Origin of the sequence: Bacillus sp. DX3.1, from assembly GCF_030292155.1 — a bacterium.
In the GTDB taxonomy this organism is placed as follows: Bacteria; Bacillota; Bacilli; order Bacillales; family Bacillaceae_G; genus Bacillus_A.
The window spans coordinates 4,368,401-4,390,832 of the sequence record NZ_CP128153.1; the positions used below are offsets into that span (position 1 = coordinate 4,368,401).

The 22,432-nt window shown below is 37.9% G+C and carries 21 protein-coding genes and 1 pseudogene; 3 read left to right on the top strand and 19 right to left on the bottom strand.

Annotated features, from left to right (window positions below; translation table 11 throughout):
- Positions 1-228: 228 nt before the first annotated feature.
- From QRE67_RS21925 to QRE67_RS21950, 6 genes and pseudogenes are all read right to left on the bottom strand, one after another.
- Positions 229-339: pseudogene (locus QRE67_RS21925) on the bottom strand (N-acetylmuramoyl-L-alanine amidase); the annotation flags it as partial.
- A gap of 162 nt (positions 340-501) precedes the next feature.
- Positions 502-1,116, bottom strand: coding sequence for a YtpR family tRNA-binding protein (ytpR, locus tag QRE67_RS21930; protein ID WP_286122300.1), 615 nt, complete (start codon positions 1,114-1,116; stop codon positions 502-504).
- The gene (locus QRE67_RS21935) at positions 1,113-1,925 is read right to left on the bottom strand and encodes a DUF1444 domain-containing protein (RefSeq protein WP_286122301.1); all 813 of its coding nucleotides are present in this window, start codon (positions 1,923-1,925) and stop codon (positions 1,113-1,115) included. The genes ytpR and QRE67_RS21935 overlap by 4 nt, the downstream gene beginning before the upstream one ends.
- A gap of 80 nt (positions 1,926-2,005) precedes the next feature.
- Positions 2,006-2,320 (bottom strand): thioredoxin family protein, encoded by a 315-nt coding sequence (locus tag QRE67_RS21940; RefSeq protein ID WP_286122302.1) that lies wholly within the window; start codon positions 2,318-2,320, stop codon positions 2,006-2,008.
- Positions 2,321-2,401: 81 nt separating this feature from the next.
- Positions 2,402-2,911, bottom strand: coding sequence for a DUF84 family protein (locus QRE67_RS21945; RefSeq protein ID WP_286122303.1), 510 nt, complete (start codon positions 2,909-2,911; stop codon positions 2,402-2,404).
- 307 nt (positions 2,912-3,218) lie between these two features.
- The gene (locus QRE67_RS21950; protein ID WP_286122304.1) at positions 3,219-4,292 is read right to left on the bottom strand and encodes a M42 family metallopeptidase; all 1,074 of its coding nucleotides are present in this window, start codon (positions 4,290-4,292) and stop codon (positions 3,219-3,221) included.
- A gap of 142 nt (positions 4,293-4,434) precedes the next feature.
- Here QRE67_RS21950 and QRE67_RS21955 point away from each other — a divergent pair, with 142 nt between their 5' ends.
- Positions 4,435-4,746 (top strand): PepSY domain-containing protein, encoded by a 312-nt coding sequence (locus QRE67_RS21955; protein ID WP_286122305.1) that lies wholly within the window; start codon positions 4,435-4,437, stop codon positions 4,744-4,746.
- 210 nt (positions 4,747-4,956) lie between these two features.
- Here the strand turns inward: QRE67_RS21955 and QRE67_RS21960 are convergent, their stop codons facing one another.
- From QRE67_RS21960 to trmB, 7 genes are all read right to left on the bottom strand, one after another.
- On the bottom strand, positions 4,957-6,108 hold the full coding sequence (locus tag QRE67_RS21960; RefSeq protein ID WP_286122306.1) for a thiolase family protein: 1,152 nt from the start codon (positions 6,106-6,108) through the stop codon (positions 4,957-4,959).
- Positions 6,105-6,977: a 3-hydroxyacyl-CoA dehydrogenase family protein gene (locus tag QRE67_RS21965; RefSeq protein WP_286122307.1), complete on the bottom strand. Its 873-nt coding sequence runs from the start codon at positions 6,975-6,977 to the stop codon at positions 6,105-6,107. Before QRE67_RS21965 ends, QRE67_RS21960 begins: the two co-directional genes overlap by 4 nt.
- Positions 6,978-7,277: 300 nt before the next feature.
- Complete coding sequence (locus QRE67_RS21970) at positions 7,278-8,393, bottom strand: CaiB/BaiF CoA transferase family protein (RefSeq protein WP_289396234.1); 1,116 nt, start codon at positions 8,391-8,393, stop codon at positions 7,278-7,280.
- Positions 8,393-9,538: an acyl-CoA dehydrogenase family protein gene (locus tag QRE67_RS21975; protein WP_286125355.1), complete on the bottom strand. Its 1,146-nt coding sequence runs from the start codon at positions 9,536-9,538 to the stop codon at positions 8,393-8,395. The genes QRE67_RS21970 and QRE67_RS21975 overlap by 1 nt, the downstream gene beginning before the upstream one ends.
- A complete protein-coding gene (locus QRE67_RS21980; protein WP_286122309.1) occupies positions 9,538-11,106 on the bottom strand; it encodes a fatty acid--CoA ligase in 1,569 nt (522 codons plus the stop codon). Before QRE67_RS21980 ends, QRE67_RS21975 begins: the two co-directional genes overlap by 1 nt.
- Positions 11,107-11,319: 213 nt before the next feature.
- On the bottom strand, positions 11,320-12,183 hold the full coding sequence (locus tag QRE67_RS21985; RefSeq protein WP_286122310.1) for a YtnP family quorum-quenching lactonase: 864 nt from the start codon (positions 12,181-12,183) through the stop codon (positions 11,320-11,322).
- Between the two features lie 78 nt (positions 12,184-12,261).
- Complete coding sequence (gene trmB, locus QRE67_RS21990; protein WP_286122311.1) at positions 12,262-12,915, bottom strand: tRNA (guanosine(46)-N7)-methyltransferase TrmB; 654 nt, start codon at positions 12,913-12,915, stop codon at positions 12,262-12,264.
- Positions 12,916-13,277: 362 nt separating this feature from the next.
- Between trmB and QRE67_RS21995 the strand changes: the two genes are divergently transcribed.
- On the top strand, positions 13,278-13,556 hold the full coding sequence (locus QRE67_RS21995; protein ID WP_286122312.1) for a YtzH-like family protein: 279 nt from the start codon (positions 13,278-13,280) through the stop codon (positions 13,554-13,556).
- Between the two features lie 2 nt (positions 13,557-13,558).
- On the opposite strand, the gene QRE67_RS22000 is transcribed toward QRE67_RS21995, so the two are convergent.
- The 4 genes from QRE67_RS22000 to pepV form a co-directional block, all read right to left on the bottom strand.
- Complete coding sequence (locus QRE67_RS22000; protein ID WP_286122313.1) at positions 13,559-14,356, bottom strand: phosphotransferase family protein; 798 nt, start codon at positions 14,354-14,356, stop codon at positions 13,559-13,561.
- Between the two features lie 382 nt (positions 14,357-14,738).
- Positions 14,739-16,880 (bottom strand): type I pullulanase, encoded by a 2,142-nt coding sequence (gene pulA / locus QRE67_RS22005; protein ID WP_286122314.1) that lies wholly within the window; start codon positions 16,878-16,880, stop codon positions 14,739-14,741.
- Positions 16,881-17,022: 142 nt separating this feature from the next.
- The gene (gene thpR / locus QRE67_RS22010; protein WP_286122315.1) at positions 17,023-17,577 is read right to left on the bottom strand and encodes an RNA 2',3'-cyclic phosphodiesterase; all 555 of its coding nucleotides are present in this window, start codon (positions 17,575-17,577) and stop codon (positions 17,023-17,025) included.
- Positions 17,578-17,932: 355 nt separating this feature from the next.
- Positions 17,933-19,339, bottom strand: a complete 1,407-nt coding sequence (gene pepV / locus QRE67_RS22015) for a dipeptidase PepV (protein ID WP_286122316.1) — start codon at positions 19,337-19,339, stop codon at positions 17,933-17,935.
- A 357-nt stretch (positions 19,340-19,696) separates the two neighbouring features.
- On the opposite strand from pepV, the gene QRE67_RS22020 reads away from it, so the two are divergent.
- On the top strand, positions 19,697-19,918 hold the full coding sequence (locus QRE67_RS22020) for a DeoR family transcriptional regulator (protein ID WP_000805512.1): 222 nt from the start codon (positions 19,697-19,699) through the stop codon (positions 19,916-19,918).
- A gap of 64 nt (positions 19,919-19,982) precedes the next feature.
- Here QRE67_RS22020 and QRE67_RS22025 read toward each other — a convergent pair whose 3' ends face one another.
- The gene (locus QRE67_RS22025) at positions 19,983-20,717 is read right to left on the bottom strand and encodes a pseudouridine synthase (protein WP_286122317.1); all 735 of its coding nucleotides are present in this window, start codon (positions 20,715-20,717) and stop codon (positions 19,983-19,985) included.
- Positions 20,718-20,759: 42 nt separating this feature from the next.
- Positions 20,760-22,415, bottom strand: coding sequence for a putative polysaccharide biosynthesis protein (locus QRE67_RS22030; protein ID WP_286122318.1), 1,656 nt, complete (start codon positions 22,413-22,415; stop codon positions 20,760-20,762).
- Positions 22,416-22,432: the final 17 nt, after the last annotated feature.

Genomic DNA, 22,432 nt, shown 5'->3' on the forward strand with positions numbered 1-22,432 from the left:
CGCCATCCGCTACACTTTGCAATAAAGGATCTAAATAGTTCTGATCTGATAGTTTCTGATCTTCTTCAGAATTGGACATAAAGTGAAACTTTGATCAGTGGGGTTTTTCTTCATCCCCACTGATCATTAGTTGAACCAATCGGGCTTTTACGGGCAGTTTATCCCCCACCTAACTTCTTTGCTTCCTGCCGAACTTTGAGGTGGGGGTATTACTGCCCGTTAATGCGGGATAAACCCAAGCTCAAGTAAAACACCCGGAACTTTTGACCAATTGAATCCTGACAGGTCATCACGGAACTTGATCCCGTTTACTTGTACTTGTTTGTTTTCTTTCGTACGACAACATTTTACACAAACTATACGTGTCAAAATAGATGGCAATTCATCTCCACCTTAAACAGGGCTATTCCCTTCACGTTTTGAAGATGGAGTTTTCTTGTCTATTTTTTGATAAAAAAATGGCCTCATTATAGAATGAGACCATTTTCTTATTATATGAAATTAAAATGTAAACTCTTGTCCAACTTCATAGCCATCTTCTAACACAAGAATTCCTTTTTCTTGCGGAGCATCCGGAAGCTCTAATTCACGTGCAGAGCAAATCATTCCAGCGGATGGAATACCGCGAAGCTCAGCTGGCTTAATTAGCATACCACTTGGCATTACAGCACCGATTTTTGCGACAACAACTTTTTGTCCCGCATCAACGTTTGGTGCACCACATACGATTTGTAATGTGTCTGTGCCAATTTCTACTTTACAGATATTTAGCTTATCTGCATTTGGATGTTTTTCTTTCTCTGCTACATAGCCAACAACAAATTTCGGTGAAAGATCTGCTTCCACTTTCTCTTCAAAGCCATTCTTTTCTAGAATTTCATTTACTTTTTCAACAAGCTCTTTTGTTAATGTAATATGTCCAACTTCATTTACCTCTACATAAGAAGATACATTGAAAATGTTAAATCCTGCTGTTACGTTGCTTTCACGATCAAAAACGCGTGCAACATCTCCTTTGCGGTCAAATGTACGATTTTCTAATGTAATATCTTGCAAGGCAACAATTAATGTATCGCCAATTCCTTCAAGGTTGTAAAAAACGTTCACTTCGTTCATCCTTTCTCTTTTCCATTTGTCTGCTTCCGATTTTTCGCTAAAATAAAGATTGGCTCAAAGTCCCCATCTTCATATACGAATGAAAGTGATGTAATCGGAACATGACCTTCTGCAAAAAACTTCATTGTCATTTGTGCAATAATATCATAACCGATTTCGTTCACGATATCAGCAACAATTAATACATCTTGGTGCGGAACAGCCACAACCATGTCGCCAGAAATCTTCTCACGCATCGTTTGTAATAACGATTCATTTAAAATACGACTCGCATCATAGCCATCATTTGTATTTAGGAAATAAAATGTATTTCCCGCTACTTCATCTTGTTTAAACGTATGACTTAATGAACGAACGTTAAACAATGCCATCTCACGTACTTGCTGCTCTGTAAGTCCTAGTTTTTGTAATAAGCGCTCATCAATGAGTCGATACGTTTTATTCGAGTCTAATGCATAATAAATGCGCGTTTCTGCTGTATGATCCGTCATTACGAATGGATTTCCTTCTTCCGCTTGCTTTGGAAAAGAAGTAGAGCGAATAACCGGTAAAATTTTTGCTGCACTACTTTCTTCTTTATGCATAGCAAGCAATGCCTCTTCTACGTAATACGCAACCTCTTCAATCGCAGTTTCTTTTTTCACTTCCCATTTTGCCACAACTCCTGGGAGCGAAACGTTAATTCCTTTTTTCGTATCTTTTTGTTCAATACGAAGTGTATCTTTTTCGCTATCATAATGAAATTCCCATTCTGGACGAGCCAATCTAGTCATTAACTCTTCTTTCATCTTTTTACTTGTCATTTTCATTTCGTTTGCCTCCCTTCCAAAAAAACAACCTCCCCCGCGAAGGTAGAGGTTGTTTCTTACAATTCAATTGGCACACTGCCTTATTTTAAACCTTCAATAAACTCTTCGATTTGCTCTTGTGTTTTTCGATCTTTATTTACATAGCGTCCAGTTTCTTCACCTTTATTGTACGCTACAAAACTTGGAATGCCAAATACATCTAGTTTTACACAGAGATCAATAAATTCATCACGATCTACATAGTAAAATAAGAAGTCATTATATTTTTCTTCTACTTCTGGCATAAATGGGTCAATAAAACGGCAATCTGGGCACCATTCTGCTGAAAACATAAAAATGACTTTCTCTTCATTTTTTAACTCTTGAAATTGCTCCATGCTTTCTAATGATTTCATCTATATTTCCTCCTCTAACGAAGTGTTTTTTTCATCTCTAATCTTCTTTTATACTACCATACATCACGCACGGTGCAAGGTTTATGCTTGTTTTTCATCATACTTATATTGCCCAACTAATAGCTTTACAACGTGTACAAATAATTGTGTCCGATCGACGTAATGATCTGTGAAGATTCCAATTGCCCCTTCATGGCTACGAATATCTTTCCGCTTTACAAATGCCTCTATTACTTCACTTAGCTCTTTTCCACTTTCAAGAGGGGCAAGAAAATCATCTGGCAACTTAATTCTCGCTCCGCCTGCAACAAACACTTTCCCTTCACTCGTCGCTAAAGCTCCCCAGTTGCACATAAATAAACCGTGATTTGTTTTCATTACGCCGCCTTCTAGTCCAATTCCGATATCAGCTCGTTCTTCTTGCAGTGCTCGCTTCGCTCTATTGATTGCCCCTTGCATCGTTTCTTCATCAGAAAATGGCTGCGCTGCTACTCCTGAAGGAACAGAAATTGAAGTAATACTTACCTCTTTCCATACTTCTTTTACCGCTCCTACTTTTGTTTGATTTTTCGATCCGACTGCTACTTTCATATTGTTCACCTCTATATAAATCAGTACTACAAAGAACCAAAGATAATTGACACTCTTATTCTTTCTTTATCAGTTCTTCACCATATATCCTTTTTGATTTCCCAACATATCAATTGCGGCTACGAAAACAAAAGAAGACCCCCACTCGTTTTCTCCTTTTGGTTTCACATGGCATGGGGCTAAAAAAGGCACTGACCGCCTCTATGCATGGTCGGATGCTCTCTCCCACCTAAAAAAAGGTTTTATGTCGGTTTTGTAATTTGTATTTATATATACGAAAAGAAAAGACCGAAGACGGCCCTTTCTTTTAAGCGTTGTTTTTAATTGTTTCTAATGTTGTTTTATCTGTTGCTTTTACAAGCTTCGTAATCAATTCTTTTGCTGCCGCATAATCATCAACATGTAAGATAGAAGCATGTGTATGAATGTAACGAGCACAAACACCAATTACTGCTGATGGAATACCCGAGTTGCTTGTATGTACACGACCTGCATCTGTACCACCTTGTGAAATGAAGTATTGGTACGGAATATTATGTGTTTCTGCTGTATCTAAAATAAATTCACGCATTCCTCTATGTGTTACCATTGTACGGTCATAAATACGAAGCAGTGCTCCTTTTCCTAACTGACCGAACTGCGTTGTATCACCAGATGCATCATTTGCAGGACTTGCATCAAGCGCATAGAAAATATCTGGCTGAATCATATTAGCAGCTGTTTGTGCCCCGCGGAGACCTACTTCTTCTTGAACAGTTGCACCAGAGTATAACGTGTTTGGCAATGTTTCATCTTTTAACTCTTTTAATAATTCAATCGCAAGACCACAACCATAGCGGTTGTCCCAAGCTTTCGCCATGATTTTCTTTTCGTTTGCCATTGGCGTAAATGGACAAATTGGAACGATTTGCTGTCCTGGCTTTACACCAATTTCAAGTGCTTGCTCATAGCTATCTGCACCGATATCGATTAACATATTTTTCATATCCATCGGTTTAGCACGCTGCGCGTCACTTAATAAATGAGGTGGGATAGAACCAATAACCCCAATGATTGGTCCATTTTTCGTCATAATTTGTACACGCTGCGCTAGCAATACTTGACTCCACCAGCCGCCTAGCGTTTGAAAACGAATCATCCCGTTTTTTGTAATTTGCGTGACCATAAAGCCAACTTCATCCATATGACCAGCCACAAGAACGCGTGGGCCGTTTTCATCCCCTTTTTTCAAACCGAACACACTACCTAAGCCGTCTTGTACAATTTCATCTGCATATTTACTTAACTCTTGTTTCATAAAGTGGCGTACATCATGTTCAAATCCTGAAGTACCTTGTAATTCTGTTAATGTACGAAATAATTCTAATGTCTCTTTATTCACGAAATTCCCTTCCTTCAAACATTAGTAGAATGCTTCTTTTATTGTAACGAAATTTTCGAAATGTTTCTAGTTTCTTCTTTTTTCATTTGAATTGCATTATACTTATTATTGACATACTATTTCATAGAATTGAGGTGAATATATGAACTGGAAGGGTTTACTAGCTGGTCTTGGAGTAGGATTTGCAGCTGGTTATCTTGTTGCAAACAAAGTTCAAGAACAATCCCATATTTCTTCAGAAAAAGCATTAAAAATGGCGAAACAAGCATTAAGTCATAAAGGTGAAGTTACTGGCTCTTGGGTACATATGGTTCCAGAGACATTTGAAAAATACGATGTCGCATACGAAGTATATCGTGGCGGTCTCACAACAATGATAAATGACATACAAGAACGATTTGAATTTTTAGTAGATGCAAAAACAGGTACTGTTTTAGAAGTAAAAGCTGCTTAAAGAACTCGGAAAATCCGAAAACATAAAGTGAAACTTTGATCAGTGTGGGTCTTCTTCCCCCACTAATCATTAGCCCTAACCAATCGGGCTTTTACGGACAGTAATAATCCCACCTAACTGCTTTGCTTTTCTTGCAGAACTTTGAGGTGAGGGTATTACTGCCCGCGAATAGCAGGATAACAGCGTGCAGATGAATTTCTGCACGCCTTTTCACATTCTTTCAATTATCATCGCTGTTGACATCCCATGTCCGATGCAAATTGTCAGTAGGCCGTACCTTCCCTTCCGCCTCTCCAATTCATGAAGAAGAGAAGTCATTAATTTTGCACCAGTTGCCCCAAGTGGATGGCCTAATGCAATCGCACCACCGTTAACATTCACCTTTTGTAAATCTGCTTCCATTTCCTTTTGCCATGCTAAAACAACCGATGCAAATGCTTCATTGATTTCTACAACATCCATATCATGAATTGCTAAATTTGATTTTTGCAACACTTTTTTCGTCGCAGGGATAACGCCATCAAGCATTATCGTCGGATCAGAACCAACAACCACTTGATTAACAATACGAGCACGCGCTTTACAACCTAGCTCTTTAGCTTTTTCACTATCCATCAGCAAGATTGCTGCAGCACCATCACTAATTTGACTTGCATTCCCTGCTGTAATCGCTCCATTTTCTTTAAATACTGTTTTTAAATTGGCTAACGCTTCGTAAGAAGTATCCCTTCTCGGACCTTCATCATTTTCAACTAATATTTCATTACCTTCTTTATCTACACCGCGCAGTGGTACAATTTCTCGCTGAAAGTGTCTAGATTCAATAGCTTGAAGTGCTCGTCTATGACTTTCTAGCGCATAAGTATCTAACTGTTCACGGGTAATGCCATATTTTTCAGCAATCATCTCAGCAGATACACCTTGATGCACAAATTGATACTTTTCATGAAGACTATTTGGGATTGTCTGTTCATTTCCATCACTTAAAATAGGAACTTTCGTCATATGTTCAACACCAGCCGCAATCGTAATGTCCATATCCCCTGATTTAATTTCTTGCGCGGCAAAGTGAATAGCTTGTTGCCCAGAACCACAAAGCCGATTAATCGTTACCGCTGGAACTGTAATAGGAAAACCCGCTTCAAGTGCCGAAAGTCTCCCAATATTAAAACCTTGCTCGTTAATTGGCGTTACACACCCCATAACAATATCTTCTACGAGTCCTTTCTCTATATTCCCCCGTTTTGTTATTTCACCCAGTGCAACTGCCGCAAGTTGCACTGGGTGAAGTAAACGAAACGCACCATTTCTTTTACCAACTGGCGTACGTATAGCTTCAACAATGACAACGTCCCGCTTCATATTTTCTCGCCTACTTTCCCTTTTTGATAATCATAAAAACCTTTCCCAGTCTTTCTTCCAAGATGTCCTGCTTCTACAAGTTTCACAAGTGTTTGCGGTGCTCTAAACCTATCACCAAATGCTTCCATTAGTCCTTCGCTCGCAAATAGCATCGTATCTAGCCCTACATAATCTGCTAATGCAAATGGTCCCATTGGATAGTTCAAACCAAGCTTAATCGCCTTATCAATGTCCTCTTTACTTGCGATTCCTTCTTCATACATACGCATGCACTCTAACATATGAATAGCAATTGCCCGTGACGTCACAAATCCCTGCATATCTTTCACAACAACCGTTTCTTTCCCGCTTTCTTCTGACACTGTTCTTACTGCTTGTATCGTACTTTCTGCCGTAACCACTCCTCGTACAATTTCAACAAGCTTCATAACAGGAGCAGGATTAAACCAATGCATCCCCACTACTTTTTCTGGACGATTTGTTACACTGGCAATCGCAGTTACACTTAATTCTGACGTATTCGTTGCTAGAATAGTAGATTGCGATGTATACAAATCTAGCTTTTGAAAAATATCCTTCTTTAACTGTAATTTTTCTGGTACCGCTTCAATAACAAGCTCTACATTTTGACAAGCTTCTTCCAATATAACTGTAGAAGTAATATGAGTTAGAATGCTATTCTTATCTTCCTCTGTCATACGCCCTGCGTTCACGAACCGACTCAAGCTTGTCGTAATAGCTCCATACGCTTTTTGTAAACTTTCTTCTGATACGTCATACATTTTCACATATTTGCCGCCCATCGCTAACGCTTGGACAATCCCACTCCCCATAATCCCTACACCAATTACTCCGATATTTTGAATCATTATTTCCCTCCTATAATTATTTTCCATATAAGTCCATTTTGATTTTTCGACATATAAGCCGCGGCTATGGATAACAAAAGGTGACCTGCACTCGTTTTCTCTCTTTGTTTTCACTATGTCTGGGCAGGAAAAGGACCTGACCGCTTCTATGCATGGCCGGATGCTCTCTCCCACCTAAAAAGAAGGGTTTTATGTCGGTTTTTTATTTGTATTTATATATTTACTCCTTTAGAATTTATTTCAAAAACGAATCATTTTTTCGAAATGTTCTTACACATTAGCGAACAATGGATCAATTATTCATACACGAACTCGCCCAATCACATCTAATTGTTCCAACCTCTCAATCTCTAACTTCGATAATCCAAGTTTTTGCAACACTTCTTCTGTATGCTCACCAAGCTTTGGTGGATTCGTAAATGTATGGCCCGTATGTGTAAATACATATCCTTTCTCGTTTACTAGATGTCTTGTAAATGGTGACGACGATAATTCATTTGTCTCCAAAACAGGCGCCAAACAACAATCCACTTCCATCGCAAATTTCGTCCAATACGCCAATGGCTTACTAGCAAAGATCGCTTTCATTTGCTCATAAATGATTTGACCATCTTGAGCTAGTTCATATTGCTTATCGCTCCATTCTACTCTTCCTACCGCTTCACAAAAGGAATGCCAAAATTTTTGTTCAACTGCTCCAAACGCAACAAACCTTTCATCACTCGTTTCATAGATGGAATAACATATAATCTTACCGCTAAGTAAATCTAACCCATGACGTTTGTTATACATTTTTTCAAGCATAATATGATTGTTCATTAACATCATTAAGCTATCTGCAAGGGAAATATCGAGATAACTCCCTTCCCCAGTTCGCTCTCTTTGAAACAATGCTGCCATAATTTTTTCTGAAGTCATCATTCCGCCTACCTCATCTCCAAGGGTAATTTTGGGATGAACCGGGATGCCTTCTTGATCTTTCAACTGCGCTAATACGCCGCTTACTGCCATAAAATTTATATCGTGGCTTGCAAGGTTCGAATGTTCTTTCTTTTGTCCATATCCAGTTAATGAAGCATAAATGACACTTTTATTTATCCGTTTAACTTCTTGATATCCAAGGCCAAGACGGTTCATTACGTTAGGCCGGAAGCTTTCTATTAAAACGTCAGCTTTTTGAAGAAGTTTTTTCACTACTGCTACTCCTTCTGGATGCTTTACGTTTATTGCAATACTTTTCTTATTACGATTATTTGCATAAAAAAACGCCTGATTATCTGACTCCAATCCTCTTGCTAAATCACCATAAAGCGGTTCTACTTTTATCACTTCTGCACCTAAATCAGCAAGGCGCAGCGCGGCATACGGACCTGGTAAGTAATGAGAAAAATCAACAACTGTTATTCCTTTCAGCATCATAAGCCCATACTTTTCGCAATAATATTTTTCATAATCTCATTCGTTCCAGCATAAATCGAGCTTACTGGAATATCACGATAACGTCGCGCAATCTCATATTTTTCCATATAGCCATATCCGCCGTGCAGCTGTACGCACTCTGCTGACACTTTTTTTGCAAGATCTGTTAACCACCACTTCGCCATCGATACTTTTGTCACGATGTTCTCACCATTCATATGAGCAGTAATACAGTCATCTACAAATGTTCTACCAATTTCAATTTCTGTATACATCTCTGCTAATCGAAACTGTACCGTTTGAAAATCGCTTATATTTTTCCCGAATGCTTTTCGCTCTTGTACATAGTTTTTCGTTATATGTAGCATCACTTCTGCCGCTGTTTTAGCAGCAATTGCAACGATAAGACGTTCTTGCTGCAACTTTTCCATAAGATAATAAAAGCCTTTCCCTTCTTCTCCTAACAAATTTAAAGCAGGAACTTTTACATCTTCAAAAATAAGTTCTGCTGTATCTTGACTATGTAAGCCGATTTTTTCAAGTTTTTTCCCTCTCTTAAATCCTTCCATTCCTCTTTCTAAAACGAGTAAACTCATGCCTCGATGAGCTGGTTTGACACTTGTATCTGTCTTACAAACAACAACGACTAAATCCGCATGAATACCATTTGTAATAAATGTTTTTTCACCATTCACGACATAATAATCGCCTTCTTTTCTTGCAGTTGTTCGAATACTCGCCAAATCAGAACCTGTCCCTGGCTCCGTCATCGCAATTGCAGTTATATATTCGCCGCTTACGCATTTTGGTAACCAACGCTTCTTTTGTTCTTCTGTTCCATACTGCGTGAAGTATGGAACGACAATGTCATTATGTAAACCAATTCCAATTAAACTTGATCCAACCTTTTCAAGTTCCTCGTTAATGACAACCGAATATCCAAAATCAGCACCCGCTCCACCATACTGCTCATCTACCATTGGACAAAGAAAACCTTTATTCCCCATACTTTTCCATAAAGAACGAGGAATAATTCTGTCTTTTTCCCATTCGTTATAGTATGGATATGCTTCCTTTTCTAAAAATTTTTGAAAGGCATCACGAAAAATGTGATGCTCTTCCTGTAAATACTTATGTTTCATCATATTCTCCCCTTCGCCTTCGCTTCTGCCCCTTGGCTGCGTAAAATAAATTTTTGAATTTTACCGCTCGCATTTCTTGGCAGTTGTTCAACAAATACATAGCGGCGCGGACGTTTATAATCAGCAAGCTTATCACTTGTTTTACAATACTCATCTAACACCTCTTCGGTAAGAGACTGATCTTTTGAAACAATGTATGCGAGGACACGTTCTCCCCAAAGCTCATCTTTTTCTCCAAGCACCGCAACATCTAAAATGCTTTCATGTGTATACAAAAAGTCCTCGATCTCACGTGGATAAATGTTTTCTCCGCCACTAACGACCATATCATCAACGCGGTCTGCAATGTACAAATAACCATCTGTATCTACATAACCTAAATCCCCTGAATGGTACCAGCCTTTATATAATGCTTTTGCTGTCGCCTCTGCATTGTTGTAATATCCTTTCATCAAACAGGAACCCCGCATAATAATTTCTCCGATTTCATACGGTCGTAATATATCATTTGGTTCAGATAGCCCTTCTTCATTTGGACGAACAATACGAATTTCATGATTATAGGCAGCCTTTCCTGCAGAACCTACTTTAGAAAGCTGCTCATTCTCTCGTAAAAAAGTAACTGCCGGTCCCATTTCTGTCATACCATAAGCTTGTACTAATGAAACGTTCAATTTTTCATCACAAGCTTTTACAAGTGCCGGCGCCATTGAAGCTGCCCCATATAAACCGTACCTGAGAGAAGATAAATCATACTGTACTAAATCTTCTTGCAACATCATATTCCACATTGTAGGTGCCGCAAACATAACAGTAACCTTCTCTTTTTCAATCGTTTCAAGCACGTTTTTCGCATCAAAATGGTGCAGAATAATATTCGCTCCACCGCTATGTACCCTTGGAACAAAGCAACAATGCAACTCAGCACAATGAAACATCGGCGCTGTTACAAGACCACGACTATTTTCTGTATAATGTAAATATGCAATCCCCATCAAACTTTGATCAATAATTTCTCGATGACGGTGGAGTACTCCCTTCGGATAACCAGTTGTTCCACTTGTATACATAATGGAACAAATATCATCTTCTTTTACTTCTACTGTTTCAAATTTCGGCAATGCTTTGGATAATTTTTCTTCATAAGAAATAGAAAACGGTGGATGATTTTGGTCAATGTACCAGAACTGAATATGAGGAAATTGTTTATGAATACTTTGTACTTGAGAGGATAATTGCTGTTCAAAAAGTACGATTTTTGGAGAAACATCTTCTAATATATAAATGAGTTCTTGTGGTTTTAGCCTAAAATTAATTGGGTTAAATATGGCTCCAATTTTTGCACAAGCGAAACATGTAGTTGCTAGTTCACTACTATTAAAAAGAAATGTCGAGACGCGGTCACCTTTTTGTATACCACTTTTTTGAAGTGCATGAGCTAGCTTGTCCACCTGTTCATTCCATTCTGTATACGTCCAGCGAATCTTTTTTTCCGGTTCGACAATCGCTTCTTTATCTGGATAATTTCCAGTAGTCAATTCAAGCAACTTTCCAATTGTCATATACAATATGCTTCCCCCTTCCAAATAAAACGCTTATATTATCGCATTGTGGAACACATAATAATGCAGTAACTCAGGGATATTATAACAATTTTCAGAATATTTTAAAGGTGATTCTTTCGACAAATAGTTACAATTACGTATTTGGCAGTTGAAAGGAAATATAAAGTGAAACTTTAATCAGTGGGGGTCTCCCCCCACTTCACACTTCGATCTTTCTTACACTTCACTTGGTACATCCGCTTCTTTTCGCTCTACCTTCTCTACCATAGTTCCTTCCTCGTCCCATTTCACAGCCCGGTAATAAGCATCATGGTAAAATGTAAACCATGCCTTTTGCTCCGTGCCATACTTTATCCATTTTTGCTTATGTTCAATTGATGTCATTGGATAATCATCGTACGCCATAACCCACAGTACATTTTGATGGGCATGCGTTGGTAAAAGATCCGCTAAATGTAGCAACGTTTCTTCCTTACTTTGAACAACAATAACAGCATGTCCATCGCTGTGACCACCTGTATGTACCATTTTTACTTCATCCGTCACATGAATCTCCTCTGAGAAAGTAACGACTTGCTGCACAATTGGCTCCCAATTTTCCTTCCAATATGTATTTCGCGAACGAATATTAGGATCTCTCATTTCATTCCATTCCGTTTGTGACACATATATTTTTGCATTTGGAAATGTTGGAACAAGCTTATCATCTTCCCATTTTGTTAAGCCTGATGCATGATCAAAATGAAGATGCGTCATTAGCACATAATCAATATCTTCATTTTTCAGGCCAAGCTTGCTAAGTGACTGTTCAACCGATGATTCTTCTGTCACTCCTTGATTTCGCTTCATCTTCCCATTCATTTTATTGTTTCCTATGCCTGAATCAATCAGCATATTTCCATCTTTCGTTTGTAATAACAATGGATCTGTTCGTAAACAAATATGATTTGTATCATTATGTTTATATTTGCGTGACCAAAGCACTTTCGGTACAACGCCGAACATCGCTCCTCCATCTAAATGCGTATTTCCTCCGCTTAACCATGTCACTTGTATTTCTCCCACTTGTAAACGTTCCATTTTCCACTCCCCTTTTTCCTTTAATACTAACATAAAATTCAGAAAAAAAAGTTTTTATACATTATAAAAACCTGCGCATCACTGCACAGGTTCCGTACGATACTTCGCTTCTACGCGATAAATACGATTTCCTTTACTAGAAAACTTCTCTTCGTATTCTGTCATAATATTACCTTCAAAATCGCTCTTATGGAGATCTAAGCTAAGGAATGTTAATAACATGCCATACTCGGCCATGCTCATAAGTGAGTATTCGAATAACGCTTGGTTATCCGTTTTAAAATGAATCTCCCCGCCTTTTACAAGCACTTCTTCGTAATTACGTAAAAATGTTTTAGATGTTAAACGACGTTTTTCATGACGATTTTTCGGCCATGGATCTGAGAAGTTTAAATAAACACGGTCAATTTCACCTTCTGCAAAAAAGACAGTTAAATCTTCAGCGTCTTTATTAATTAACTTTAAATTCGGTACTTCTTCTTCAATCAATTTATCTAGCGCATCTACAATCACACTTGTGAATTTTTCAATTCCAATGTAATTAATATGTGGATTTGCTTTCGCCATTTCATAAACAAAGCGACCACGTCCTGTTCCAACTTCGATATGAATCGGGTGATCATTTCCAAACAACGCTTGCCAATCGCCGCGGTGCTCCTCCGGATTTCCAATTACAAACTGCGAATACTCATTGATTCGATCCATTGCATATGGTTTATGTCTTAAGCGCATAGTTGTCTTCCTCTCTTTATTTAGCTATTGTAGAATGTTCTTTTCCCCAATCGTTTCTTGAATCACTCATATTTTTACATTAGATCGCTTTCTTGCAGAACTTTGAGATGGGGGTATTACTGCACGCGAATAGCGGGATAAAAAATGAATATATCAAACAAAAAACCAAGTACGTACGAGCACTCGGTCCGTTTTTTTCAAGTATAAGATGTACCATTTTGATAAAGACTATAAAGAGCATACAACGAAACTTCCATTCAGATACAGAAGTTTTGTTAGCCTATGATTAACTACTCCATGACGAAACAGAACACTTCTCTTACTTGTTCAAGTAGAACAACAATCGAAAGGATGATCCAGTCATGCCGATTAATCAAAAACATCAATTAGAAATTTTAAAAGATATTTTAGTCAATCACCAAAGTGATTGCTGTGGAACAGTTTCTGAATGCGAACAATTAGAACGACTCATTCAATCATTGCTTGCAAACGATAATGTGAATAGCGATGTGAAAACAATGCTAAACGATGTATATTATTATAGTCAATCGGGTAAATACTCTCCTGATTTAGACAATCATATTTCCAACAATCAAGAGCAACTTTCACAATGGATTTCTGGAATGGATAGTTTTTCTTAAATTTACTCAGAAGCAAGTAGTTGTTTTAAATATTGATGCCAATATTTAACTTCTACTTGTTGATTTTTTGTCGTATGCCATTGAATAGAAATGATAGACTGTGCCACAACATACCACTTCATACGATAAAGCAGTGAGTCAGTCATTTCAATATCATAATACCCTAGCCATTCGTCCCACTGCTCACGGGGCACATACCAATATAATAGCATACCGATATCAAGGGCAGGATCGGCAATGACCGCCCCATCCCAATCAATTAAAAACAATTCATTTTCATCTGATAATAACCAATTGTTATGGTTTACATCACAATGACAGACGACAAGCTCATCATATTCCACATTCACAAGGGACTTCTGTAAATACTGAAGTCCTTTATGAATGATTTCGTCTTTTTTTATATCATCTTTTAAAGTAAAATGTACTTCTTGCAGCAAATCTTGTGCATGTAACGGCTGCTTACCAAGCCTTTGTATCATCTGCACAAGCGCTTTAGAAGAATGTATTTTTTTTAAAAGCTTCGCAACACGTTCTAGCTTCATGTCCTCTGGCTCTAGTTTCTGTCCTGGTAGCCATTTTTGTGCTGAAATCACATCACCATTTGTTACTCTTCTTGTCCAAAGTAACTTTGGAACAATTCCCTCTGCTGACAATACCGCCAAGAAGGGCGATGTATTCCGCTTTAAAAATAATTTTTGTTGCCCATTCTGTGCAATATAAGCGTCACCTGTCGCCCCACCAGCTGGTATAATTCCCCACTCTTCTCCTAATAATTGTTCCAACCATTCCATATTCATTACCCGTTAACAAATCCTTATCTTTTATAGTTATGAAAAGAAAAACCGCAACATCTTTTGAATCTGTTGTGGATTCATATAAATATTTTTTACTGTAAGAGGATGTTCAAAAAGTCCGGTACTCGTGTAACTCCATCTACACTCCGTATCCTTCTAGCTTCCGCGCCTCGAACTAATCGGCTCTCTTTATCCTCTTTTTGAACACGCACTGTAATTGAATGAAAGAAAAAGAAATCTTGGCGCATGCCAAGAAAGTAGGACAAACAAAATGTCCAATCTTTTACTTTATTTTATAAAATCAATGATAGAATGGCAACTTATCAAAATCGTCACCTTTATCAATTCTACATTTATTACATTCTCATCGTCAAGTGGCGATTTGTCACATTATCGCCACTATATACGAACTAATCGGAGCTATTTGCAGCTCATTTCCTTGAAATGAAGAAATCGGCTGTACATTTGCTACTTTATCATCTGCTAATACATACCACGTTTCATTTTTTGGTAGAGAAATCGTTTCTGATTGTAATCCGCTATGAAACAAAACAACAATCTCCTTCCAAGGCCCAAATTGTTCAACATGCTGCAGATGGTAAGCGACGATAGAAGAAGGTGTTTGCAAAAAGGTCATATGTTCCTTTATTAAATCAGAATTGGGTAAACGAAATGCCCCGTGCGCCATGCGAATTGCGATGATTCCTTGTATATAAGCAATCGCTTCCATTTCTCTTTCTTTTCGATCCCAATCTATTTGATTAATCTCATCAAGCGCATTATAACTGTTTTCATTTCCATTCTTTGAACGGTAAAATTCTTGTCCTGCATGCAAAAACGGAATACCTTGTGCGAGCAACGTCATTACTGTCGCTAAACGATGACGACGTTTTTGTATATGTTCGGCTTCTTGATTACTGCACACCAATTTATCCCACATCGTCATATTGTCATGGCATTCGACATAATTAATTGTTTGAACAGGTTCTATAAATAGCCCTTGTTCTTTTACATGCGAAAGGCTCCCCGTTAAAACATATTGCAGATGCTTCGGATCTATACTTCCTCCGAATGCAAATCCACGCTTATCCACATCAAACGTGCTGCCTTTTATCGCATCACGAAATTGATCGTTAAACTGTGCAATTTTTGGAATCTTATTCGCATTATATAGCACTGCCTTTTCTTCTGCTGGAAGTGGCGTTTGTAAATCCCACCCTTCTCCTAATAACAGCGCATCCTTTTTTTTAGCCGTTACTTTCTTTTGCAATACATTCATTGTTTCTACATCTAAAATTCCCATTAAATCAAATCGAAAACCATCTACTCCATATTCAGTAAGCCAATACAAAACAGAATCAATGATAAATTTCCGCACCATTTTTCGTTCGGATGCTAGATCATTCCCGACTCCAGTTCCATTTGAGGGCATACCATTTTCATCGTGCCGAAAATAGTATCCTGGTACGAGTTTTTCAAAGGAAGACGTTTCGCGTTCATATACATGATTGTACACAACATCCAAAATCACTCGAAGTCCATGTTTATGAAACATCTGAATGAGCTGTTTACACTCTAGAATTCGGTTATAAGGATCGAATGGATCTGTTGCATATACTCCCGTTGGAGCGTTGTAATATAATGGGTTGTATCCCCAGTTATAAGATTCAAGTGGGTTTGCTTCATCCACTCCTGCAAAATGATGCAGTGGTAATATTTCAACGTGCGTGACACCTAATTCTTTTATATATGAAAAAGAAGTTGCCGTCCCCAGCTTTCCCTTCGTATTCTCTTCCGCTAATCCAACATACGTCCCTTTTTGTTTCACACCACTATTTGGATGCATTGTAGCATCGCGAATATGCACTTCATAAAGAATTGCATCCGTTGGAGAAGCAAGTTCAGTTAATGATGTTTGTTCTTCCATACATGTTTTCGTAAGGTCGATCACAATTCCATACGTACCATTCACTGATACAGATTTCGCATATGGATCTACAGCTTCTCGCCATATTAAATTAATACAAACGAGAAACGTGTATTGTGCCCCATCCCAATCACCATGTAAATCTTGAAACCAAACACCATTCTCTTCCCTTTTCATTTCATAATCTGTATATTCTTTATCATTTTTATAAATTCGCACTTTCGCGAGTAGCGCAGTCGGTGCCCACACTTTAAAAGTCGTTGCTTCATTTCTGTAACAAGCTCCTAAATCCGTACCGTCATAATAATATCTCTCATCGAATGCAGCTGTCCGAATAACCGCTCCGATTTGTAAATCTGTTTCCTCATTCCGCTCATCTCGCACTGTATAAGATTGGCCTACATCAAGCGGATGCTCTATATAACTTTCATACTTTGTTACACCTGAAAGAGAAAGCGTTTGAACAATAGAAAGCTCCCACACATGATTTCCATCATGTACAAAAAATGTCCGGCTTGTTCCATACGCATGCGGGAGCAAAATTGTAATCTTATTCACTTCATCTAAATAGGCTTCAAATGGACGTTGCACTTTCAGCATAAAAAATCACCATCATTCTCGGAATTAAAGTGAAACTTCATTTAGAAGAAACTTGTTTCTCCTAAAGATGAATTGAACCAATCAGACTCTAAATACCAAATAACTATTTTCTATAGTATATTCACAATTATAAGAAACGTTTTTAAGCTTTACATGTATGTAACTTTATTTCATAAATCGGCTTATATTTCGGGGTTTGATTAATTTGCGATTCATATAATGTAACAGTATCAGTTTGAAACAAAACCGTTTCTATTTGTTTCAAACTCTTAAGATCAAATTGATTTTCCCCAAGCCACTTACGAGCAACGGTAATATGTGGATGATACGGACGTGTTTCTAAGGTAAAACCGTTTCTCTCACACATCGTATGTACTTGCTTTTGTAGTTGAAATAAAGCTGAATTTTCTTTCACACCTGCCCAAAACACACGCGGACGCTCCGCAACCCCAAATGTAGAAAATCCTTGCAATGTAAGGGAAAATGTTTCCGTAGATATGAGTTGTTGTAAACTCCTCTCTACTCCTGCAAGCTGATCCGCACTTGCACTCCCTAAAAAAGCAAGTGTAATATGATAATCCTCTTGATGTACCCATGAGCGAAATGGTAACTCACCTTTCATTTCCTCTTTAAAGCTCCCAAGCATCTCTTTTATATGCTGCGGTAAAGTAACCGCCACAAAATAATGTTTCACCATTTTCATCTTCTCCTTTCTGTTATTGTTGCTTTCCTTCTTTATCTCATTCATATAAAGTGAAACTTTAATCAGTGGGGGTTTTCTTCATCCCCCACTGATTATTAGCCCTCACCAATCGGGCTTTTTCGGGCAATTTATCCCCCAAGCTAACTTTTTTTCTTCTTGTAGAACTTTGAGGCGGGGGTATTACTGTTCGTTAATACGGGATGAAATGCAGTAATACAGAACTTCATTGGCAAATTAGTAAACAAGAAAAAAGTAAAAAGAATCCGCTCTCTAAATAGAGAGCGGTCATGTATCGTTACAAACGAAACTAGCCGTGGGGGGATGTAGCCCCGCCGATAGAAGTTTCACCTTATTTTGCTAGTTCATAAATTGCTTCTGCATAAATCGCTGTTGCTTTTAATAAATCTTCAATTTCAATATATTCATCTTTTTGATGAGCAAGTTCTTCTTTTCCAGGGAACAACGGACCAAATGCTACACCTGCTTGTAATGAACGAGCATATGTACCACCACCAATCGCTAATAGTTCCGCTTTCTCTCCCATTTGCTCCTCGTATACACGCTGTAATGTGCGAATTAACACATGCTCTTTATCAACATGATGGGGGCGCGAATTAGAAAAATCAGCCACTTGGAAATCTTTTGCGCTAACATAGTCTCTTAGTTTTTGCACTGTCTCTTCAAAATTTGTTGTTACCGGATAACGTACATTTAAACCTAGTTTACCGCCTTCTTCTTTCGTATAAGAGAGACGACCTACATTAACTGTTAGCGGCCCGCTAATCTCATCTTCATAAGCAATACCTGCTTTTTCTCCAAGTGTATCATCCGTAAATGTTTCAGCTACAAATGTAGCAAATGATGCACCTTTTCCATCAAGAGCAATCTTTTTTAAAAAATTGACTAGCAATAAACCAGCATTTTCTCCTTTTTCAGGCGTAGAACCGTGTGCTGAAATTCCTTCTGCTTGCAATGTAACAGTATTTCCTTCTACATTTGCCGCACCTGTTTTCCCAGCTTTCTGCAAGTATTGTTCATACGCAGCTTTAGCTTTTGCCACGTTCTCTCCTACAAGAACTGCTTCCGCGAAGTCAGGAACCATATTTAAACGACGACCAGAAGAGAATGAAACTAATTCATATTCTCCACCTGTTGTTTCCGTATGATTTTGCACAACTTGTATATCAGAAATTCCTTTTTCAGCATTAATAATTGGAAAATCTGCATCTGGTGCAAATCCCATCGTCGGCATTTCTTCATGTTTAAAATAATGATCTACACACTTCCAATTACTTTCTTCATCCGTTCCTAAAATCATGCGAACACGTTTAGAAAGCGGTAATCCTAGTTCTTTTACAATTTTCATTGCATAATAAGCCGCCATTGTCGGCCCTTTATCATCAATTGCACCACGTGCAAAAATCTTTCCATCACGAATATCCGCGCTATAAGCAGGCGTTGTCCAACCGTCTCCTTCTGGCACAACATCAACATGACAAAGAATACCGATTAGTTCTTCTCCTTGTCCCATTTCAAGGTGGCCTGCATAGCCTTCTAAATTTTTGGAAACAAACCCATCTGCTTCTCCTTTATGTAACATGAAAGATAATGCTTTGGCTACACCATCTCCAAACGGTGCACCTTCTTTCGCTGTTTCTTCTTCCCATACACTTTTAATTTGTAAAAATTGCTGTACATCATGAATCATTGCATCTTTTTTCTTTTCAACTTCTTGTGTCCAGTTAATTGCTGACATAACCCTTTCACCTTCTTCTCTATTCTCTCTCTCATCATAGCAAATGAAAATCTCTTATGCCAATATGAGTATATTAGATAATGAACAATTTTAACATTTCAGATAATTTTCATTAGTTTTTCTTTTATTTTTCTAAAAAATTTTGCAGGAATTTGACGTTTTACGTAGAAATTTATGTGGTAGTTGATACGAGAGACATAGAATATCAGCTTCCAATATTTTGGGATTTCATTATTTGTTAAACTTTTGTAAAATTTAAGTAAGTTAGAGCATGAATTTTGTCATATGGAGTACAATGTAAGTAAGGACCTTCTTTCCTGAATGGGTCAAAAAAACTAGTAGAGGAGCGGTTTTCTCTTGAAACCTACAACTACTCGTATGCTAACACGCATTAAATCAATTTATATGTACATTAACGAAAATGGTACGGTAACGACGAAAGACCTTGTAGATGAGTTCGGGATCACACCACGAACGATACAACGTGATCTGAATGTGTTGCAGTTTAATGAGCTCGTGTATAGCCCTTGCCGCGGTAAGTGGACAACAACAGGAAAGAAAGTGAGAATGACTTCGTAATGTAAATAATTGTATCCAAAATATAATACATACCCCTTTCTAACAATTAAGAAAGGGGTTCTTTTTATTCTTTGGAATCGGTCTCAATACGAAACTCTTTCAGCATTTCCACTTCTTCATCTGTCAATTCACGATATTCACCAAGCTCTAATTCTTCATCTAACACTAAAGGTCCCATCTCTGTTCTCTTTAAATAGACAACTTTTTTTCCAACAGCTTCAAACATACGCTTCACTTGATGGAACTTTCCTTCTGTAATTACAAGTTCAATTTCAGAGACATCATCACTTTTTAAAATTGTAAGATATCCTGGCTTTGTTTCATAGCCATCATCTAAAATAACTCCTCTTTCAAATGCCTCTACATCTTCTTCCGTTACTTTCCCAGCTATTTCTGCATAATACTTTTTCGGTACGTGTTTTTTCGGAGCTAACAATTGATGTGCTAGCTTCCCGTCATTTGTTAATAAAAGAAAACCTTCTGTATCAATATCAAGTCTTCCTACTGGAAATGGATCGAAAATAGCATCTTCCAATTCTAATAAATCAACAACTGTTTCATGATTCTCATCTTCTGTTGCTGAGATTACACCTTGAGGTTTATGCATCATTAAGTAGACAAATTCTTTATACTCAACAGTCTCACCGTGAATTGTAACTTCTTGTTCTTCTACATTCACATGAAATTTCGCATCTTTCACTGGTGTCCCGTCTATTTTTACAACACCATCTTTTAATAATTTCTTCACTTCTTTTCTACTACCATATCCCATGTTTGCTAATAATTTATCTAATCTCACTTCGTTCACCTTCTTTATTCATCATAGAAAAAGGGAGCGTTATTACGCCCCTTTCGCTTTTATTTTCAATTTTAGTTTACTGCCAAGTTTGCGTTGAATCTTTTCTAAAAACTCTCCGCCAAATACTCTTTCAAGTACACCTGTACGAAGTGCTAAATATCCATATACAACAGCACCAAATACTGCACAAACCGCAACGGTAACAAGGGCTGCAAAGCGGCTTGTCTCATATGGAAGTATGAAAGAAAGCATCCATTGTGATAGTTTAACAGCAATAACCATTGCAACTGCCAATACTGCAATTTGGAATGTTCTCTTATATACAACACCAAATGAATAGTGTGCGTATTTTCGAATTTGTTTATTCGTATACCAAATGGAAACTAAGAATCCAACACCTGTTGCCACGACCGCCCCAATTGGTCCAAAATAACGAATCAAAACAACATTACATAGAAACTTTAAAATAACTCCCATACCAAGAGCAATGATTGCATGTTTTTGTTGGTTAATCCCTTGCAAAATTGCCGCTGTTACTGTAAATAAAGCAAATAACAAAGCAACTGGCGCATACCACATGAGTATTTGTCCACCTAACGGATCAGCTTCGTAAAAAGCTGTATAGATTGGATAAGCCAGTGTAGAAATGCCGACAACTGCAGGTAATGTTAGAAACATATTTGCCTGGAATGTTTGCGTAATTTGTAGTTTCAAATATCGAAATTGTCTCTCTGTAAATGATTTTGTAATAGCTGGGACAAGCGTTAAACTAAATGCTGTCGCAAGTGAAACTGGAATCATAATTAATTTATGGGTCCACATTGTAAAAATACCAAGAGCACGCTCTGCAATGTCACCTTGTCCAATCGCTTGCATAATGGAGTTAAACGTCAGTGTATCGATTTGTTGATACAGAGGAATCGTTAAACCAACCACAACATACGGAATCGCATAAGCAAATAATTCTTTAAATAATTGAACTGTACTTACTGTCGATTCTGGTGCGGTTTGTTCAATTAAATATTGATCTAAATGATTTTTGCGTTTCATCCAATACCAAATTAGTACACCGAGTGCACCAACTGCTGAAACGAAAGCTGCAAACGTCGCAACCCCAACAGCTGCTGCTACCGATCCGCCTATAACTTTAATCACGATAAAACTACCCGCTAATAAAAAGACAATACGAATAATTTGTTCAATGATTTGCGAAACGGTCGTTGGCCCCATTGATTGGTGACCTTGGAAATAACCACGAATTAAACTTGCTGCCGGTACAACAATAAGTGCAAAACTAACGAGACGAATAATCATCGTAACGTCTTCTATACTATTGTGTAAACTTTTTTTACCAAGCATTGCCTCTGCAAATAATGGTGCAGTCATATAGAGCACTAAGAAAGAAAGCATCCCAGTTATAATCATCATGATCATTCCCGAACGGAACATTCTCCGGCTCGTTTTATAATCTCCAAGTGCATTATATTTCGAAACAAACTTGGAAACGGCAAGCGGTACCCCGGCCGTTGCGATACTTAAAAAGATGGTGTATGGAATATACCCATACGTATATAGCGTTCCGCCTTCTGTGCCAACTAATGCATGAAACGGAAAGACGTAAATCATGCCTAAGAACTTTACTAAAAATGTTCCTAGTGTCACAATAAGCGTTCCGCGTAGAAATTTTGAATCGGACATATAATGTATCCTCCTAC

Coding starts and splice junctions, on each gene's coding strand:
- QRE67_RS21935 (WP_286122301.1), bottom strand. CDS start 1,925: ATGAAAATGACAAGTAAAAAGATGAAAGAAGAGTTAATGACTAGATTG.
- QRE67_RS21985 (WP_286122310.1), bottom strand. CDS start 12,183: ATGGAACGTTTACAAGTGGGAGAAATACAAGTGACATGGTTAAGCGGA.
- pulA (WP_286122314.1), bottom strand. CDS start 16,880: ATGCTGAAAGTGCAACGTCCATTTGAAGCCTATTTAGATGAAGTGAAT.
- QRE67_RS21945 (WP_286122303.1), bottom strand. CDS start 2,911: ATGAAAGTAGCAGTCGGATCGAAAAATCAAACAAAAGTAGGAGCGGTA.
- QRE67_RS21965 (WP_286122307.1), bottom strand. CDS start 6,977: ATGATTCAAAATATCGGAGTAATTGGTGTAGGGATTATGGGGAGTGGG.
- QRE67_RS21940 (WP_286122302.1), bottom strand. CDS start 2,320: ATGAAATCATTAGAAAGCATGGAGCAATTTCAAGAGTTAAAAAATGAA.
- QRE67_RS21970 (WP_289396234.1), bottom strand. CDS start 8,393: ATGCTGAAAGGAATAACAGTTGTTGATTTTTCTCATTACTTACCAGGT.
- ytpR (WP_286122300.1), bottom strand. CDS start 1,116: ATGAACGAAGTGAACGTTTTTTACAACCTTGAAGGAATTGGCGATACA.
- QRE67_RS21995 (WP_286122312.1), top strand. CDS start 13,278: ATGCCGATTAATCAAAAACATCAATTAGAAATTTTAAAAGATATTTTA.
- thpR (WP_286122315.1), bottom strand. CDS start 17,577: ATGGTGAAACATTATTTTGTGGCGGTTACTTTACCGCAGCATATAAAA.
- pepV (WP_286122316.1), bottom strand. CDS start 19,339: ATGTCAGCAATTAACTGGACACAAGAAGTTGAAAAGAAAAAAGATGCA.
- trmB (WP_286122311.1), bottom strand. CDS start 12,915: ATGCGCTTAAGACATAAACCATATGCAATGGATCGAATCAATGAGTAT.
- QRE67_RS22000 (WP_286122313.1), bottom strand. CDS start 14,356: ATGAATATGGAATGGTTGGAACAATTATTAGGAGAAGAGTGGGGAATT.
- QRE67_RS21975 (WP_286125355.1), bottom strand. CDS start 9,538: ATGAAACATAAGTATTTACAGGAAGAGCATCACATTTTTCGTGATGCC.
- QRE67_RS21955 (WP_286122305.1), top strand. CDS start 4,435: ATGAACTGGAAGGGTTTACTAGCTGGTCTTGGAGTAGGATTTGCAGCT.
- QRE67_RS22030 (WP_286122318.1), bottom strand. CDS start 22,415: ATGTCCGATTCAAAATTTCTACGCGGAACGCTTATTGTGACACTAGGA.
- QRE67_RS21960 (WP_286122306.1), bottom strand. CDS start 6,108: ATGAAGCGGGACGTTGTCATTGTTGAAGCTATACGTACGCCAGTTGGT.